This is a genomic window from Chloroflexota bacterium (assembly GCA_040902225.1).
Taxonomy (GTDB): Bacteria; Chloroflexota; Limnocylindria; order QHBO01; family QHBO01; genus CF-167.
This window is the reverse complement of sequence record JBBDXT010000007.1, coordinates 447,026-463,685: the sequence shown is the minus strand read 5'-3', so window position 1 is coordinate 463,685 and position 16,660 is coordinate 447,026. Positions and strand designations below refer to the sequence as shown.

The following is a 16,660-nucleotide window of genomic DNA, read 5'->3' as shown; positions in this document are numbered from 1 at the left end:
CACACCACTACAGGTTGTGGATAAGCGCCCCCTGATCGGTCCCACGGTGGTATCCTCGCGGTCCCATGCCGACCACCTCTGACGTGTCCGCCAAGCTCATCTTTCCGACCAAGGAGATCGTCGAGGAGTACTACCTCCCGATCATCTACACCGCCTGCCGGACCTGCTACTCCGAGCAGCTGCCCGACCAGATCTGGGACAAGGCGGTCAGCCGCGGCGTCGCCGACGAGAAGCAGCAGGCGCTCGTCCGCAAGGTGATGGAATCCGGCCACGGCTCGACCATCGAGCACGTCAACTTCACCTTCGCCATCAGTGGCGTGACCCGGACCCTTTCCCATCAGCTGGTGCGCCATCGGGCCGGGACCGCCTTCGACCAGCAGTCGCAGCGCTACGTGTCGTTCAAGGCAAGGGACAACTACACCATCCCGGACTCGATCGCCAAGGGCGACCTGCCGGACGACCTCGCCGGCCAGTTCCAGGCCGCGGTGGACTCCAACCTCGAACTGTACGGGCAGCTGCTGCAGGCCGAGGTGCCAGCCGAGGACGCCCGTTTCATCTTCCCGAACGCGATGCAGACCAACCTGATCATGACCGTCAACCTGCGACAGCTGATCCACATGAGCGGCCTGCGGCTGTGCACCATGGCCCAGTGGGAGATCCGCCAGCTGTTCAAGCAGATCCGCCACGAGATCTTCCGCGTCTCGCCCTTCTTCGGCTCCTTCCTGGCCCCTAAGTGCGTGCCGCTCGGCTACTGCGACGAGATGGGCAACCGCGACGAGCACTGCCGCATTCGACCGCACCGCGACACGGTGATGGCCGTGTGGGAGGCTTACCGCTCCGGCGAACTGGCCGAGACCGATGGACCGGTCGTGCCCGAGACATCACCGTTCAGGCCGAGGCCGCGCCGGACGCCGATCCCGGTCCTGGACGACACAAACGTGCCCGAGAGACCGGCGCTGGTCGCCAGCGAGTCAGCGGGAGACGCCGACCGGGTCTAGTTGTCGGTCGTCACTCCGTCGCCCAGGGCAAATCGCCGCAGCTCATCGTCGCAGTCGTCACGCAGGCGGTTGGCCTGGCTCACCAGGAAGGGCGTCATCTTGGTGGAGTCGACGATCAGCAGCGTGTGACCGCGCTCGTTGCGGTCGAGCACGATCCGGTCGTCGCCGTGGTACGAGATCGACCAGTTGGCCTGCAGCTGGACCAGCTCGGCGAGGACGACCTTGTCGGGGAAGTACCAGTCCAGGTAGGCGGCGTTGAGCGAGGTCACCACGTCGCGCAGCTGGTGGGTGATGTTGCGCCTGAGGCGCGCCAGGAAATGCACGAGCCGGAGGCCGGCAAACGGGTCGCCGACCCGCGCGATCTGGGGCGGCGAGAGGTCCGGCTCCGGCAGCCCTGCCGGCGCGGGGTCGAGGAGCGGATGGTCGGTGGTCATCGGGCCAGCAAGTATGGCGGCTTTGGATTCCTAGCCGATGCGGGTCCCGAGTGGAGCCTCCGGACTCGGCTCGAGCAGCCACACCTCGGCGGCGGCCTCTCGCTCCCCCATCGCGCCGAGCAGCAGCACCTCGCTGGCGAAGCCGGCGATCCGTCGCGGCGGGAAGTTGACGACCGCCACCACCTGCCGTCCGACCAGGGCGGAGGGATCGGGGTAGTGACGGTCAACTGTGCCGCGCTCACCCGCTGACCGATCTCCTCGCCGAAATCGATCCGCACGCGGTAGGACGGGTAGCGGGCCTCTGGAACGGTAGCACCTCGACGATTCGACCCACCCGCATGTCGACCCTGGCGAAGTCATTGATGTCGATCATGGGCGCACCGTAGCAGCGCTGGCGACACCCCGCGAGTGGCTCGTGCCGCGCAACTGTTCAGATCACTTGAACACCTCGCGATGCGCCAAGGCGGGTCCGGGGGTCCGGGGGTCGGTGTGTGGGTGCAACAGCCCCCTCTAGTACTGTCGTGTCCCTTCCGCACTCGGCCACGTGCGGCCACCATGCGGACATGACGTTCTGGAACTGGCGACGAGGCGCCGCTGGTGGTATTGCCACCGGCTCGGCCGCCGTCGCAATGACCGGCATCGACCTAGCGCCGATCGAGCTCTACACCGCCGATGCGCGGATCGTGGGCTGGATTTCCGCCAATGGCCAGCGCGTCACCGACCTGCTCAACGACCAGGATGAGCTGCGGCTCTGGCATCCCAGCCCCGGCCCGATCGTCGAACCGACTGGCGCCGATGGTGCAAACCCGGAGCCCGGCGAGGACACCGGTGAGTGGCAGTCGGTCGTGACCGAACAGCTGATCCTGGCCATGCCGCCGGAATGGCGGGCGGCTCGACAGCTCCGCCTCCACCGCAAGCTGCGCCGCGTGGCCCTCTCAGCTGGACCATTCAGCGTCACCGGCAACCTGCACCTGTCTCCGACCGCCGATACGGGCGACCAGATCCCCTACGAGGGCCGTCGCTTCCTGCCGCTCACCGATGCCTACATCCTGCACAACGGTGAGCCGCCGTTCGAGCACGTGGTCAGCGTGGTGATCGTCAACACGGCGCACATCACCCAGCTCGTGCCGCTGGTGACCCTGGCCTAGCCTCGCACGAGGGGCCCGTGCGGCGATAATCGCCGCACTGATGGCCGTCCTGCGCTCCGCCCTCGACCCCGCCTCTGAAGCCTTCGCCGCCAATGCGGCCGCCTTGCGCGCGCAGGTCGATGAGCTGCGGGCCCGAACCCGAGCCGTGAGCGAACGAGGCGCCGGCGGCGACGAGCGCTCGATCGCCCGCCACCGTGAGCGCGGCAAGATGCCGGTCCGCGAGCGGGTCGAGCGGCTCATTGATCCTGGTAGCGCCTTCCTCGAATTCTCCGCACTGGCGGCCGATGGCCTGTACGACGGCGAGGCGCCGGGGGCGGGGATGGTGACCGGCGTCGGCCTGGTCGAGGGGGTCGAGTGCGTCCTCGTCGCCAACGACGCGACGGTCAAGGGCGGCACCTACTTCCCGATGACCGTCAAGAAGCACCTTCGCGCCCAGGAGGTCGCCCTCGAGAACCGCCTGCCGTGCCTGTATCTGGTCGACTCGGGCGGGGCCTACCTGCCGCTCCAGGACGAGGTATTTCCCGATCGCGAGCACTTCGGCCGCATCTTCTACAACCAGGCGCAGCTCTCCGCGCGCGGCATCCCGCAGATTGCGCTGGTGATGGGCTCTTCCACGGCCGGAGGGGCCTACGTCCCGGCCATGTCCGACGAGACGGTGATCGTGAAGGGGACCGGAACCATCTTCCTGGGTGGTCCGCCGCTGGTGAAGGCGGCAACCGGGGAGGAGGTGACGGCGGAGGAGCTGGGCGGGGCCGAGGTCCACACCGTGACGAGCGGGGTGGCCGACCACTTCGCACTCAACGATGAGCACGCCCTGGCGATCGGCCGCGAAATCGTCCGTTCGCTGGCCTGGCGCAAGCCCGCGGCGCCATGGGAGCGCAGCGAGCCGGCGCCGCCATCGGTCAAGCCGGAGGAGCTGTACGGCGTCATCCCGGCTGACCCGAGGTTCAGCTATGACGTCCGCGAGGTGATCGCCCGACTCGTCGATGGCAGCGAGTTCCACGAGTTCAAGGAGCGATATGGCGAGACGCTGGTCTGCGGGTTCGCGCACGTCGAGGGCTACCCCGTCGGGATTCTCGCCAGCAACGGGATCCTGTTCAGCAGCTCCTCGCTCAAGGGCGCGCACTTCGTCGAGCTGGCCAGCCAGCGGCGCATCCCGCTCGTCTTCCTGCAGAACATCACCGGCTTCATGGTCGGGCGGGAGTACGAGGCCGGCGGGATCGCCAAGGACGGCGCCAAGCTGGTGACGGCGGTGGCGACCACCGCGGTGCCGAAGTTCACCGTGATCATCGGCGGCAGCTTTGGGGCGGGGAATTACGGGATGGCGGGACGCGCGTATTCACCGCGCCAGCTCTGGATGTGGCCCAACGCCCGCATCAGCGTCATGGGCGGGGCCCAGGCGGCCCGTGTCCTGTCCACTGTGAGTGGCGAGATCGAGACGGACGAGCAACGGGAAGCCTTCGAGGCACCGATCCTGGCCGAATACGAGCGCCAGGGGTCGCCCTACTACTCGACCGCGCGACTGTGGGACGACGGCGTGATCGACCCGATGGATACGCGCCGCGTCCTGGCGATGGGGATCAGCGCGGCGCTGAATGCCGAGATCGCCGAGACGCGCTTCGGCGTGTTCAGGATGTAGCACCGTGGGCAACAGGAGGTTCCCCGGACCGACCCTCCGCGAGGTCTGCTCGCCGCTGATCGACGAGGACCTGGCGCCGCTCGTGCCGGAGCACACGACGGTCCAGATCAGCAGCCGGCTGACCGATGACGAATTCCAGCGGCTGGCCGACTTCATGGCGGATCACCCGGATGTCAGGCTCCGGGTGTATGGCGGCTACGACGAGTCGATCACCGACCTCGACTTCCTCCGCTTCTTCCCCCGTCTGCGCCGTTTCTCGGTCGACGCCATCTACGAGCTGCCGAGCATGGACGGAATCGGCCTGCTCTCGGATGAGCTCGAGGACCTGCTGATTGGCTGGACCCGCTCGAAGCGCTTCTCCCTCCGCAACCTGGCGAAGTTCCGTCGACTCCGAACGCTGTACCTGGAGTGGCAGCAGAAGGAGATTGAGGCGATTGGCGAGCTGCAGGCGCTGGAGGACCTCACGCTGCGGTCGATCACACTGCCCGATCTCTCGGCGCTGGTGCCGTTGCGCAACCTGACCTCGCTCGATATCAAGCTGGGTGGAACGCACGACGTCGCGCTACTCCCGCGGATCGGTCAGCTGACGTACGTGGAGCTTTGGCGGATCCGCGGCTTGGCAGACGTGTCGGCGCTGGCGGAGGTCGAGTCGCTTGAGCACTTCTTCCTCCAGACCCTCAGGGGCATCACCTCGCTGCCCTCCTTCGCCGGATCCCGCAACCTCCGCTTCGTGGCCCTTGACACCATGAAGGGCATCACCGATCTGGCCCCGCTGGCGGACGCCCCGAACCTCGAGCTGCTGCGGCTGATCCAGATGTGTCATCTCGAGCCAGAAGCCCTTCGCCCATTCATCGGGCATCCGACGCTGAAGGATGGGACGTGGGGGCTGTGCAGCGACCGCAAGAACATCGCCGCCTGGGATCTGCTGCCGCTCGGGGACCCGCCCTTCAACCGCCCGAAGTCAACTGCCCCAAACCGATTTCGCCAGCCTCGCCAGGCGCGTGACGAGGGCTCGGCGGGCTGAATCTGGAACCGCATGCCGGTGTTAGGCTGCCAAGCATGGTCCTCGACGCCCCGGAGCCCGGCTCGCACGACCGCTCGACGCCGAGTGGCGCCCTCGAGGAGAGCTCGCTCGCCATCTTCGAGGCCATGCTGACGGCCCGGGACGCAGAGGCCCGTGGCGAAGGCGGCCGGGCCGCGCTCGATTCCTTCTACCGGACGCTCATGAACGGGACGCTGCTGCTGCCGGTCCCACCCGAGCACGGTGACGAGGCCAACGCGGCGCTGGCCGCGGCCGTCAATGACGACGAGGAGGTCGAGGTCAGCGTGTTGCTCGCTGCCGACGCCGATGGTCGGGCGACGAGCGTCTGCTTCGCATCGGTGGCGGCGCTCTCGGCCTGGTCGCCGCGTGGCACCGCCAGCCTGCCGCTGCCCGCCCGCATCGCCATCGGCAACATGGCCGCCGCCGGCGTGCCGGCGATCATGGATCCGGCCGGCCCGATCACCTATCGATTCGAACCCGAGGAGCTGACCGCCCTGGCAGCCGGGGTCCTTCCCGGCACCGAGGAGCCACTCGCGCCACCCTTGACCCGCCGCTCGATCCGCCTGCGACTCGCGGGTCCGCATGCCATGGCGCTGGAGCCTGCCCTGCGCGAGGCCCTGCGCCAGACCGATGTCGAGAGCGCCTGGCTGGTCGAGTCGGAGAGTGACGGCACCTCGCGGCTGATGCTCGGCCTGCTCGGAGGCGAAGGTGCGTCCGCGGTCGTGGACGTCCCGGACGGGACCGATGTGGTCTGGCTCGAGGAGCCACTCCTGGCATCGGTCCGTGCCGTCACCGATCCGTTCTACACCAGGGGCCGCGGGTGAGCGACGTCCTGCGGGTCGAGCGCGACCGGGCCGTCGCCCGCGTGACCCTGGACCGTCCGGAGGTGCGCAACGCCTTCAACGCCGAGCTGATCGCCGAGTTGCGCGCCACCTTCGACCGGTTCACGACGGAGTCGCCGACGAGCCTGCGCGCTGTCGTGCTGGCAGGCGAGGGGAAGGCCTTCTGCGCCGGCGCCGACATCGAGTGGCAGCGCGCCTCGATCGGCCTCTCGATGGAGGACAACGAGGCCGATGCGGGTCGCCTGCAGGAGATGCTCCTCGCCATCGACGAGTGCCCGGTCCCGGTGATTGCCGCCGTGCACGGCGCGGCGTTGGGGGGAGGCATGGCGCTGTGCTGTGTGGCCGACCTCACCCTGGCGAGCGCCGATACGACCTTTGGATTCACGGAGGTGAAGCTCGGCCTGATGCCGGCCGTCATCAGCCCGTTCGTGCTGCGGCGTATCGGGGAGGGGCCGGCGCGCGCCCTCTTCCTGACCGGGGAGCGGTTCGAATCCGAGCGGGCGCTGCGCATCGGCCTGGTGTCGGAGGTGGTCGCCGACCGGCCAGCCCTGGACGCCCGGGTCGGGGCGCTGCTGGGGGAGATCCTCTCCGCTGGGCCCGAGGCGGTCCGCAACGCCAAGGCGATGCTCCGCGACCAGCGCGGACTGCCGCACAGCGACGCATTGACGCTCACCGTCGAACGCGCCGCCCGACAGCGGGTCTCCGCCGAGGGCCAGGAGGGGCTGGGCGCATTCCTTGACAAGCGCTCGCCGTCCTGGCGCGAGGAGTAGCCCACCCTCTGCGACAATCGCGACATGACCGACGAGACGCTGACGCCCCGCCAGGTGGCGGAGGAGTTGGGCGTCACCGTCCGCACCGTGCAGCGCTGGGTCGCCGACGGGCGGCTGCCGGCCATCCGGGTTGGCGGGCGTGTGCGCGTATCGCGCTCGTCGCTCGGCTCGGTCGCGGCCGGTCATCCGGTGCCGGGCTCCGGGATCCGTGCACTGCTCATCGCCAACCGGGGCGAGATCGTGCAGCGCATCGTCCGCACGGCTCGTGGCCTCGGCATCCGGACCATCGGCGTTCACGCTCCCGACGAGCGGCCGCCCGATGGAGTCGACCTGGCGCTGCCGATCTCCGACTACCTCGACGGCGAGGCGCTCATTACCGCGGCGCGTGCCGCGGGTGCCGACGCGATCCACCCCGGTTACGGCTTCCTGGCTGAGAACCCGTCGTTTGCCGAGGCGGTGGTGCGCGCCGGGCTGGCCTGGGTCGGGCCGCCGGCCGGGGCCATCAGCGCCATGGGCGACAAGGCGGAGGCGAGGCGCACGGCGGTTGGACACGGCGTCCCGGTGGTGCCCGGCTACGACGGCGACGCCCAGGACGACGGCACGCTGGCCTCCGCGGCGGCGGAGATCGGCTTTCCGGTCCTCATCAAGCCCTCGGCTGGCGGGGGTGGAAAAGGGATGCGCGTGGTGCGCGACCCTGCCCGCCTGCCGGAGGAGCTCGCTTCGGCGCGTCGCGAGGCGAGCCGCGCGTTTGGCGACGATCGGCTCATCCTGGAGCGACTGCTCGGGGGGGCGCGCCACGTGGAGGTCCAGGTCCTGTTCGACGCGCATGGCCACGGGGTCCACCTCGGCGAGCGCGACTGCTCGGCCCAGAGGCGCAACCAGAAGGTCGTCGAGGAGTCGCCCGCGCCGTCAGTCAGCAGCGCGCTGCGCGAGCAGCTCGGAGCGGCTGCCCTGGAGGTGGCTGCGGCGGTCGGCTACGCGAGCGCCGGGACGGTCGAATTCCTGGTGACCGATGGCGGCGAGTTCTACTTCGGCGAGATGAACACCCGGTTGCAGGTCGAGCATCCGGTGACCGAGGCAGTGACCGGCCGCGACATCGTCGCCGACCAGCTGCGGATCGCAGCCGGAGAGTCGCTCGGCTTCACGCAGGCGGAGGTGCGCTGGAGCGGCCACGCCATCGAGGCGCGCCTGTACGCGGAGGACCCGGATGCCGGCTTCCTGCCTGCCACCGGCCGCCTGCTGCGTCTTCGCTGGCCCGGCGGCGTCCGGGTCGAGACGGGCGTGCGCGAGGGCGACGCCGTCTCGGACCGATATGACCCGCTTCTCGCCAAGCTGATCGCCACCGGCCAGACGCGTTCTCAGGCGCTCACGCGGCTGCGCGCCGCGCTCGATGAGACCCGCGTCCTCGGCGTGCGCACCAATCTGCGATTCCTGCGCTGGCTGCTCGATCAGCCAGTCATGCGCGACGGCGACGTGCGGATCGATACGCTGGCGAACCTGCGGCTCCCGCCCGCGCCAATGCCGGACGAGGCCAGTTGGGCGACGGCCGCTTCAGCCCTGTTGGAGGTCGAGCCGAACAGCCCATGGGGCGGTGGATGGCACGCCGCGGCACCGGCGGCGGTCCGCATGCGACACGGCGAGGAAGAGCGGCGGGTAGAACTCGGGGTTGCGGGGGAGGCCGAGGTCGTCGTGGACGCCGGAGTCGCGTACATCGACGTCGAGGGCCAGTCGCTCGAGTTCTCCCTGGCCATGCCGCCAGGCGTCGAGGAGGCGGTGCGTCACGCGACCGCCCACGCAGGAGGCAGCGCTTCCCTGACGGCCCCGATGCCGGGCCGCGTCATCGCCCTGCGCGCTGCCGAGGGCGCATCGGTCCTGGCCCACCAGGCGCTCGTCGTGATCGAGGCGATGAAGATGGAGCATGCCGTGGTGACGCCGCTGGCCGGGACGGTGACCCACATCGCGGTCAGGGTTGGCCAGCAGGTGCAGCGCGGGGACCTGTTGGCGGAGGTATCGGCCTAAGATGGCCGACCGATGACCCGGCCCGAGGTGCGCATCTACGAGGTTGGTCCGCGCGACGGGCTGCAGGCAGAGGCGACCGTCGTGTCGACCGATGCGAAGCTCCAGTTCATCGGCATGCTCGCCGATGCCGGACTGCACGAGATCGAGGCAACCTCGCTCGTCTCCCCGAAAGCGATCCCGCAGATGGCCGATGCCGATGAGTTGCTGGGAAGGCTCGAGCGACGCTCCGGCGTTCGCTACCCGGTCCTGGTCCCGAATGCACGCGGGCTGGAGCGCGCCACCGCGGCGGAGGTGGATGCGATCTGCCTCATCACCGCGGCCACCGACGCCTACGTGCAGCACAACATCGGGATGAGCATTGACGAGTCGCTGGCGGCCTTCGAGCCGATTGCCGCCGAGGCGCGGCGTCGCGGCTGGTGGATCCGCGCCTACGTCAGCACCGCGTTTGGCTGCCCGTACGAGGGCGAGGTGGACGAACGGGCGGTGGTGAGCGTCGCTGAACGGCTGCTGCGGCTTGGGGTCGACGAGCTGTCGATCTCCGACACGCTTGGCGTGGCCGCCCCAGTCGATGTAGCACGGGTGCTTGCGGCGCTGACCCTCGCGGGGATCGGCCCGGATGTGCTCGCCCTGCACCTCCACGATACGCGCGGGACGGCCCTCGCCAACGTGATGGCGGCGATGGATGTGGGCGTCCGCTGCTTCGATTCCTCGGCGGGCGGAACCGGCGGCTCGCCATACGCGCCGGGCTCGGCGGGCAACCTGGCGACGGAGGACCTCGTCTTCCTGCTCGACCGCCAGGGAGTTCGTTCGGGGGTGAACCTGGACGGCGTCCTGGCGGCGGCCCGATTCATCGCCTCGCAGCTGGGAGGCGAACTGGGCAGCAAGGTGGGTCGCGCCGGTGGCTGGCCACTCTAGCGGGGTACGATGACGGCAATGCAGGCGAGCCCGACCGACGCCGAGCCCCGCCCGGTCCTCCTGGACGTCGACACCGGGATCGACGACATGATCGCTTTGCTCATCGCGGCGACCGCTCCCGAGCTGAACCTTCGCGGCGTCACCTGCGTGGCGGGCAATGTCGAGATCCACCACGTCGCGCGCAACACCGGCAAGATCCTGCGCCTGGTGGGGCGCGGCGACGTGCCGGTCAGCATCGGCGCGGCACGCCCCCTCCATCGCCGCCTGCGCACCGCGCCCGACACGCACGGCCCCACCGGCACCGGCTACGTCGAGCTGACCGGGGAGGATCCCGAGCTTGGATCGACCGACTACACGGCGGTGCCCGCGCCGCGCTACCTCGCCGCGCACATCGAGCGACACCCGGGCGAGCTGAGCGTGGTGGCGCTGGGTCCGCTCACCAACCTGGCATCCGCCGTCCTGAACGGGGTGGATCTTGCCGGCGGGCTCCGCGAGCTGATCTGGATGGGCGGCACGCTGGAGGAACGGGGCAACACCACGGAGACCGGCGAATGGAATGCGTGCGTCGATCCCGAGGCGGCCGAAGCAGTCCTGGCCGCCGGGGCCATCTCGCGCATCTTTCCGCTCGACGCCACCCAGGACCTGATCTTCACGCTCGAGGATCTCGACGCCCTGCCGGGCACACCCCTGTCGGCGATCGTGCGTGACGCGGTGCGCTTCTACATCTCCTTCCACCGGCACGCGGAGGGGATCGACGGCTGCTACCTGCATGACCCGGTCACGCTGATCGGGTCGCTGCTGCGCCCCGACCTGGTAACCGAGGCCGTCGATGAGCGATTGGCCTGCGACACGGGCAACGATCCGCACCTGGCCGGCAGCCTGTACCGATCCAGGGACGAGACTCGCCTGCCGGTGAGCATCGTCACGGAGCTGGACGCGGAGGGGATGCATCGCGAGCTCCTGGAACGCCTCACGCGCGCGGTCGCGGTGCCGACCCGCGTGATGCAGCCACAGCACAAGGGAGGTTGAGGGCCATGGATTCCGCCCGATGGATGCGCATCGCAATTGGGCTGGCGGTCGGGGCCGTCGTCGGACTCGGCCTGTACGCCACGGGGCAGGTGTGGCCACTCTCCGCGGCGGTCGGCGTCATCGTGGCCGACGTTGTGTACGCGGGCCTCACCCTGGCCCAGACAGGGGAGTGGGGCCCGATGCGCGTCGCCGCCGGACTCGTCGCGTTCGCCGTGGCGACCTACGTCGGGATCATCGGCTTTGGTGACTTCGGCGACGCCAACGCGGTCGACCCCAACACGTTCGCCAACACCAAGGCCGCCAACTCGTGGGCGCTGATCCTGGCCGTCGCCATGGTCATCGGTGCCGTCGTGACCTATGGCCTGGAGCTGGTGCAGACCGGGCGGCTCGCATCCCTCTCCGGGCAGTTCGGCACCCGAACCTACCTGCTCATGGCGGTCGGCATCGGGATCAACGTGATCCTGGGCCAGACCGTGGCGTCCGCCCTCAAGATCCCGATCTACCTCGACTCGATCGGGACCATCCTGGTGGGAGTGCTGTGCGGGCCGATCGCCGGCGCGCTCACCGGCGGGCTGGGCAACATCCTGTGGTCGTACGTCATCCCGCCGCCGTTCCAATATCAACCGGCCGCGGCCTTTGCAATCACAGCGGTGGCGATCGGCGTCATCGCCGGTCTGCTGGGGCGTGCCGGATTCCTGCGGCCGCGGCCCAACCGCTCCTCAGCGGAGCTCCTTGCCGGCGGCGCCGTCACCGTGGCGCTGGTCGGAGTGCTGACCTGGGCCGCCGCGCTGGCCTACACCAGAATTTTCCAGACCGAGATCAACCTGTTTCCTGACCCCGCCAGCGTCGACCTGATCTTTGTCCTGCTCGGCTACCTGGCCCTGGCCCTGGTTGTCCTGGCGGTGCTGGGCCTCTTCGCCCTGCTCCTGGTGCGCCGCGATCTGACGGCCGCCTACGTGGTGGTGGCGGGCGTGTTCACCGGGATCGTGGCGGCTCTGATCAGCGCGCCGATCGCCGCTGGCGTCTTCGGAGGGGTCACCGCCTCCGGGACCGACTTCCTGGTGGCTGCCTTCCGCCAGGCCGGTGCCGATGTCTACGCCGCGACGACCGGGCAGGGCCTGATCAGTGACCCGATCGACAAGGTCACCACCTTCTTCACCGTGTACCTGATCCTGTCTGCGCTGGCCAACCGCTTCAAGGCCCGCTTCCCGCAGGGCGAGCAGGTGCTCGAGGAGACCTCCGCCTGACCGATCGCCTCCCCTCGTTCCTGGGGGCGCCCGGACCGACCAGCGTCCATCGCCTCAACCCGCTCACCAAGGCGGCGCTGGCGGCGGTGACCACGGCGTTGGCCGTGATGGCCGGGGGGCTGCTGGGCCCGGCCATCCTGACGGCGGTGGCGGTCGTCGTCCCTGCCGTGATGGGCCGAATCCTTGGCCGGCTGCTGCGCACGGCACTGCTGCTGACCCTGCCGATCGCGGTCAGCGTGCTGCTGGTCAACCTCTTCTTCTTCCCGGCGGGTCGCGAGATCCTGTTCCAGGTCGGGCCGATCACTGCCACCGCGGAGGGCCTCGGGTTCGCGCTCGAGACGCTGGCCCGCATCGGTGCCATCAGCGGCGCCATCACCCTCTTCTACTTGACCACGCCGGCGTCCGAGCTGGTGCTCGACCTCGAGCGCCGCGGCGTCTCGCCGCGCATGGCGTTCGTCGCACTCGCCTCGGTGCAGACGGTGCCGGGCCTGGTCGAGCGGGCGGCGACTATCACGGCCGCGCAGCGGGCCCGCGGCCTCGACACAGAGGGATCGCTGTGGCGGCGGCTGCGCGGCGTGCTGCCCCTGGCCGGACCGGTCCTACTGGGCTCTATCACCGAGGTCGAGGGGCGAACGATGGCCCTCGAGGCACGCGGATTCAGCCGCCCGGGGCGTCGCACGCTGCTGTGGTGGCCACCGGACTCGGCGCGCCAACGACTGGCCCGCTGGCTGCTGATGCTGGCGGTGCCGCTGCTGATCCTCGCGCGCGCGTTGGGCTGGCTGGGATGGCTGCGCTGATGCTGACCCTCGAATCCGTCACCTACCGCTACGCCGGCGCCCCCCGCCCGTCGCTCCACGAGGTGGGCCTGGAGCTGCGCGACGGCGAGGTGCTCGGCCTGGTGGGCGCCTCCGAGGCGGGCAAGACGACCATCTGCCTGGTCGCCTCGGGGCTCGCACCGCGAACCGTGGGCGGCACGCTCACGGGACGCGTCCTGCTCGACGGGGAGGAGACGGCCCCACTCGCCATGCACGAGCTGGCCGGGCGGATCGGGATCGCCTTCGCCAGCCCCGCCACGCAGCTTTCCGGGGTGGCCGCCACGGTCTACGAAGAGATCGCCTTTGGACCAATGAACCTGGGCCTGCCACGTTCCGAGGTGATCGGTCGAACCGAAGAGGCGCTGGCGGCCCTGCGGATCGAGTCGCTCGCCGATCGCGACCCCGCCCAGCTCTCCGGCGGACAGCAGCAGCTGGTCGCGATTGCCGGCCTGCTCGCCCTTCGCCCCGCGCACCTGGTGCTGGACGAGCCGACCGCCCAGCTCGACCCCGCGGGCACGGCGATGGTCGCGACGGCCCTGGCCGGCCTCGCGGCCAACGGTGCGTCGATCCTGGTCGCCGAACAGAAGACCGATCTGCTGGCAGCGATCTGCTCACGGGTCGTGGCTCTCGACGCCGGTCGCACGGTGCTCGACGGGGTCGCCGCCGAGATTTTGGCCGATCCACGGCTCACCGACCTCGGCGTGGCTCCCCCGGCGGTCGTCCGCCTGCGGCGAGCGGCTGGCGAGGCGAAGCTGCCGGCGGCGGCACTCGCCCGCCTCGACGAGGCGCTGGCGCTGGCGCGATGACCGATATCACCCTCGACGGAGTCAGCTTCCGATACCCACGGGGTGGGGCACTGGCGCTCGACCGGATCGACCTGCGCATCGGCGCCGGCGAACGGGTCGCCCTCATCGGCCAGAACGGCAGCGGCAAGACGACCCTGGTGCGCCATCTCAACGGACTCCTGCGACCCACGACGGGGCGCGTCCTGCACGATCCCATCGACGTGGCAACGCGCACGGTGGCGCAACTGGCACGCTCGGTTGGGCTTGCCTTCCAGGACCCCGATCGCCAGATCTTCGCCGGCAGCGTCCGCCGCGAGGTGGAGTTCGGGCCGCGTAACCTCGGCTTGAGCGGCGGTGCGCTGCGCGCGGCGGTCGACGAGGCCCTGGCCGAGGTCGGACTCGAGGCAGATGCCGGCACCAACCCGTATGACCTGGGAGCTTCGCGGCGCAAGCTCCTGGCGCTGGCATCGGTGCAGGCCATGGGCACGCCCGTGCTGGTCCTGGACGAGCCGACCACCGGACTGGACATGCGAGGCGTGGAGATCGTCAAGCTCGCCATCGACCGCGCTCACGCAGCGGGCAGGACCGTCATTGCCGTCAGCCACGACATGGAATTCGTGGCCACGTCCTTCGATCGGGTTGTCGTGCTCAGGACCGGCAGGGTGATCCTGGATGGGACGCCGTCATCGGCCTTTGGCGAGGCTTCGTGGGACGCACTGCGCTCGACCAACCTGGAGCCGCCACTCCCCGCGGTCGTTGGCTCGCGACTTGGACTGGGCGCCACCCCTACCGATGACGCACTTCTGGCAGCCCTCTAGAAGCCTGGTCGCGGCGGGAGCGGTTTCCCCTCGGCGTCGACCCGCTCCTCGGGGGGCAGCTCGTCCCGATGACGGCGCCCGCGGGTCGGCCCCGGGATCGGCTCGGCCATGATCGAGTGCGTCACCTCGTCGAGCCGCTGGCCGATCCCGCGCAGGCCGAGGTAGCGCAGCGCGGCGCCGAAGCGATCGACGAAGGCAGCGTCGCGCAGCAGGCTGAAGGCCAGAGAGGGGGTGGCGCGGATCAACAGCTCGATGCCGCGCACCGCCTCGGGCAGATTCACCTGGTTCAGCCCCAGCTGCGCGTCGAGCAGGTCGAGGCCTCGATTTGCCTCGCGGCGGGCCCGCGTGGTGAAGTGCGGCGTGCGATTGACGAGCACCCGCGTCTTGTACAGGGCGGCGCGGGTCAATGAGTCGCGATCAGCGGGAGCCGGGAAGGCCATGGACCGAATCTTACGCGGCGAGCATGGATGGCAGGAAGCGATCGCCCACGCACTGAGTGCGGCGACCCGACCGATCGTTGCCGATCCGCGCTTCGCCCCGCGCGAGGCAGCCGACGGCTCGAGCATCCCGCGCTACGACCGCTCCACCTTCCCGCCGGCACGTGCGGCTGCCACCCTGCTGCTGGTCTATCCCGGTGCCGATGCCGAGCTGACGGTGCCGCTCACCGTCCGGCACGCCGACCTGCGCGAGCACCCCGGTGAAGTCTCGCTGCCAGGCGGCGCGGTTGACCCGGCCGATGCCTCCCGCGAGGCGACCGCGTTGCGGGAGGCGTGGGAGGAGGTTGGGGTCGACCCCGCCGCGGTGGCGATTGCCGGTGTCCTCGACGACATCTGGATCCCGGTCAGCAACTTCGAGCTGCGCCCGTTCGTCGGCACGGCGGCAGAGCAGCCTGCACTGGTGCCGCACACTGACGAGGTGGCGGAGATCGTCGAAGTCTCCCTGCGCCACCTGCTGACCGATGGCGCGGTCGGTGAGGAACTGATCGAGGGGCCCGGCTGGTCGCTGCGCGCTGCCGTCTATCGGCACCAGGGTCATCGCATCTGGGGCGCCACCGCCCGCACGCTGGCCATGTTCGCATCGGTCCTGCGCGAAGCGGACTCCCGCTAGCGCCGGGTCTGGACCGTCGTTCGCGCGAGGCGCAGCAATTCGATCAGCGTTGCGTGGTGCGGCTCAGGGGCGGCGACGATGCTCAGCCGGGCCGGGCGCTTGGTGACGTTCCACCACGGGCCGCCGTACAGGTCCGTCACCTTCGCCCCCGCACGCTCGGCGATCAATCCCGCGGCTGCGACATCCCACAGAGAGAGGCCGCCGTTCTGCACGTTCGCATCGAAGCGGCCGGAGGCGACGTAGGCCAGCGCCAGGGCAGCACTGCCCATTCGCCTCGAGATGCGGATCTCGTGCGCAACTCTCCGTTCCCGCGCAATCCCTCCACGGCCGATGATCGCCATGCTGACCACGAAGTCGCCCAGCACGCCCTTCTCGCTCGCTCGGACCGGCTTGTCGTTCAGCGTTGCGGGTCCATCAGCTGTCGCCGCGTAGGAGTCGCCGCGGAGTGGATCGAGGACCACGCCGACCACCGGCCGCCCCGCTTCGATCAGCCCGATCGAGACACAGAAGAACGGGATCCCGTTGGCGTAGTTCACCGTGCCATCGAGCGGGTCGATGACCCAGATGCGTCGGCTCCATCGGCCTCGACCGGGGCTGGTCGCAGGAAGCGCAGCCGAATCAGCCCGTTCGTGGCGGCCGGACTCCTCAGCGAGGATGGCGTCGCCTGGAAATTGCTCGCGGATGGCCTTGATCAGGAGCGCTTCGCTGGCGTAGTCCACGTTGGTGACGACATCCCGCTTGCTCTTCCGATCGACCTTCATCGTCTGCTCGTAGCTGGTAGTGAGCAGCTCGCCAGCCTGGTCTGCCAGGGCAACCGCGAACGCAAGGTCGTCGTAGTAGGAGGTGGGCATCGGCATCGATCGTAGCGGAGCCGCGATAAGTCGACGCTCATCCACCGGTAAGGCAGGTCCTGCAACAGTTCAGATGACTTGAACAGTTGGAGACCGAGGTGACAAAACGGATGCGGGCGACAAGGTCTGGGCACTGGACCCCCATGCGGCAGCGGTCGGCGCCACGACTGGATTTCTGGCGACTGCCTGCTGATCTATACC

17 protein-coding genes and 1 pseudogene are annotated in these 16,660 nt (G+C 69.6%); 14 read left to right on the top strand and 4 right to left on the bottom strand.

What is annotated here, in order from left to right:
* Positions 1 to 65 precede the first annotated feature (65 nt).
* Positions 66 to 998 (top strand): FAD-dependent thymidylate synthase, encoded by a 933-nt coding sequence (thyX, locus tag WEB29_11010; GenBank protein MEX2137458.1) that lies wholly within the window; start codon positions 66 to 68, stop codon positions 996 to 998.
* On the opposite strand, the gene WEB29_11005 is transcribed toward thyX, so the two are convergent.
* Together WEB29_11005 and WEB29_11000 are read right to left on the bottom strand one after the other, a co-directional pair.
* A complete protein-coding gene (locus tag WEB29_11005) occupies positions 995 to 1,432 on the bottom strand; it encodes a hypothetical protein (GenBank protein MEX2137457.1) in 438 nt (145 codons plus the stop codon). The two genes, thyX and WEB29_11005, sit on opposite strands and share 4 nt — an antisense overlap.
* Before the next feature lie 30 nt (positions 1,433 to 1,462).
* A pseudogene (locus WEB29_11000) lies at positions 1,463 to 1,805 on the bottom strand (tRNA-binding protein).
* A gap of 190 nt (positions 1,806 to 1,995) precedes the next feature.
* Here WEB29_11000 and WEB29_10995 point away from each other — a divergent pair.
* Genes WEB29_10995 through WEB29_10940 form a run of 12 tightly spaced genes read left to right on the top strand, consistent with a single transcriptional unit; the run spans position 1,996 to position 14,501 of the window.
* Positions 1,996 to 2,580 carry a hypothetical protein gene (locus tag WEB29_10995; GenBank protein MEX2137456.1) on the top strand — a complete coding sequence of 195 codons (585 nt, stop codon included), beginning with the start codon at positions 1,996 to 1,998 and terminating at the stop codon, positions 2,578 to 2,580.
* 40 nt (positions 2,581 to 2,620) lie between these two features.
* Positions 2,621 to 4,219, top strand: coding sequence for a carboxyl transferase domain-containing protein (locus WEB29_10990; protein MEX2137455.1), 1,599 nt, complete (start codon positions 2,621 to 2,623; stop codon positions 4,217 to 4,219).
* 4 nt (positions 4,220 to 4,223) lie between these two features.
* Positions 4,224 to 5,243, top strand: a complete 1,020-nt coding sequence (locus tag WEB29_10985) for a hypothetical protein (GenBank protein MEX2137454.1) — start codon at positions 4,224 to 4,226, stop codon at positions 5,241 to 5,243.
* A gap of 35 nt (positions 5,244 to 5,278) precedes the next feature.
* The gene (locus WEB29_10980) at positions 5,279 to 6,085 is read left to right on the top strand and encodes an SseB family protein (GenBank protein ID MEX2137453.1); all 807 of its coding nucleotides are present in this window, start codon (positions 5,279 to 5,281) and stop codon (positions 6,083 to 6,085) included.
* A complete protein-coding gene (locus WEB29_10975) occupies positions 6,082 to 6,873 on the top strand; it encodes an enoyl-CoA hydratase-related protein (GenBank protein MEX2137452.1) in 792 nt (263 codons plus the stop codon). Before WEB29_10980 ends, WEB29_10975 begins: the two co-directional genes overlap by 4 nt.
* Positions 6,874 to 6,897: 24 nt before the next feature.
* A complete protein-coding gene (locus WEB29_10970; protein ID MEX2137451.1) occupies positions 6,898 to 8,892 on the top strand; it encodes a biotin carboxylase N-terminal domain-containing protein in 1,995 nt (664 codons plus the stop codon).
* Between the two features lie 12 nt (positions 8,893 to 8,904).
* Positions 8,905 to 9,807, top strand: coding sequence for a hydroxymethylglutaryl-CoA lyase (locus WEB29_10965; protein ID MEX2137450.1), 903 nt, complete (start codon positions 8,905 to 8,907; stop codon positions 9,805 to 9,807).
* A gap of 18 nt (positions 9,808 to 9,825) precedes the next feature.
* Positions 9,826 to 10,836 carry a nucleoside hydrolase gene (locus WEB29_10960; GenBank protein MEX2137449.1) on the top strand — a complete coding sequence of 337 codons (1,011 nt, stop codon included), beginning with the start codon at positions 9,826 to 9,828 and terminating at the stop codon, positions 10,834 to 10,836.
* A 5-nt stretch (positions 10,837 to 10,841) separates the two neighbouring features.
* Entirely contained in the window at positions 10,842 to 12,083 is a 1,242-nt protein-coding gene (locus WEB29_10955; protein ID MEX2137448.1) for a hypothetical protein, read from the top strand.
* Complete coding sequence (locus WEB29_10950; protein MEX2137447.1) at positions 12,080 to 12,880, top strand: energy-coupling factor transporter transmembrane component T; 801 nt, start codon at positions 12,080 to 12,082, stop codon at positions 12,878 to 12,880. The genes WEB29_10955 and WEB29_10950 overlap by 4 nt, the downstream gene beginning before the upstream one ends.
* The gene (locus WEB29_10945; GenBank protein ID MEX2137446.1) at positions 12,868 to 13,704 is read left to right on the top strand and encodes an ABC transporter ATP-binding protein; all 837 of its coding nucleotides are present in this window, start codon (positions 12,868 to 12,870) and stop codon (positions 13,702 to 13,704) included. The genes WEB29_10950 and WEB29_10945 overlap by 13 nt, the downstream gene beginning before the upstream one ends.
* A complete protein-coding gene (locus WEB29_10940; protein ID MEX2137445.1) occupies positions 13,701 to 14,501 on the top strand; it encodes an ABC transporter ATP-binding protein in 801 nt (266 codons plus the stop codon). Before WEB29_10945 ends, WEB29_10940 begins: the two co-directional genes overlap by 4 nt.
* Here WEB29_10940 and WEB29_10935 read toward each other — a convergent pair.
* Positions 14,498 to 14,941, bottom strand: a complete 444-nt coding sequence (locus tag WEB29_10935; protein ID MEX2137444.1) for a hypothetical protein — start codon at positions 14,939 to 14,941, stop codon at positions 14,498 to 14,500. The genes WEB29_10940 and WEB29_10935 overlap by 4 nt on opposite strands.
* On the opposite strand from WEB29_10935, the gene WEB29_10930 reads away from it, so the two are divergent.
* Positions 14,940 to 15,608: a CoA pyrophosphatase gene (locus tag WEB29_10930; protein MEX2137443.1), complete on the top strand. Its 669-nt coding sequence runs from the start codon at positions 14,940 to 14,942 to the stop codon at positions 15,606 to 15,608. The two genes, WEB29_10935 and WEB29_10930, sit on opposite strands and share 2 nt — an antisense overlap.
* On the opposite strand, the gene WEB29_10925 is transcribed toward WEB29_10930, so the two are convergent.
* Positions 15,605 to 16,459, bottom strand: a complete 855-nt coding sequence (locus WEB29_10925) for an inositol monophosphatase family protein (protein ID MEX2137442.1) — start codon at positions 16,457 to 16,459, stop codon at positions 15,605 to 15,607. The two genes, WEB29_10930 and WEB29_10925, sit on opposite strands and share 4 nt — an antisense overlap.
* Positions 16,460 to 16,660 lie beyond the last annotated feature (201 nt).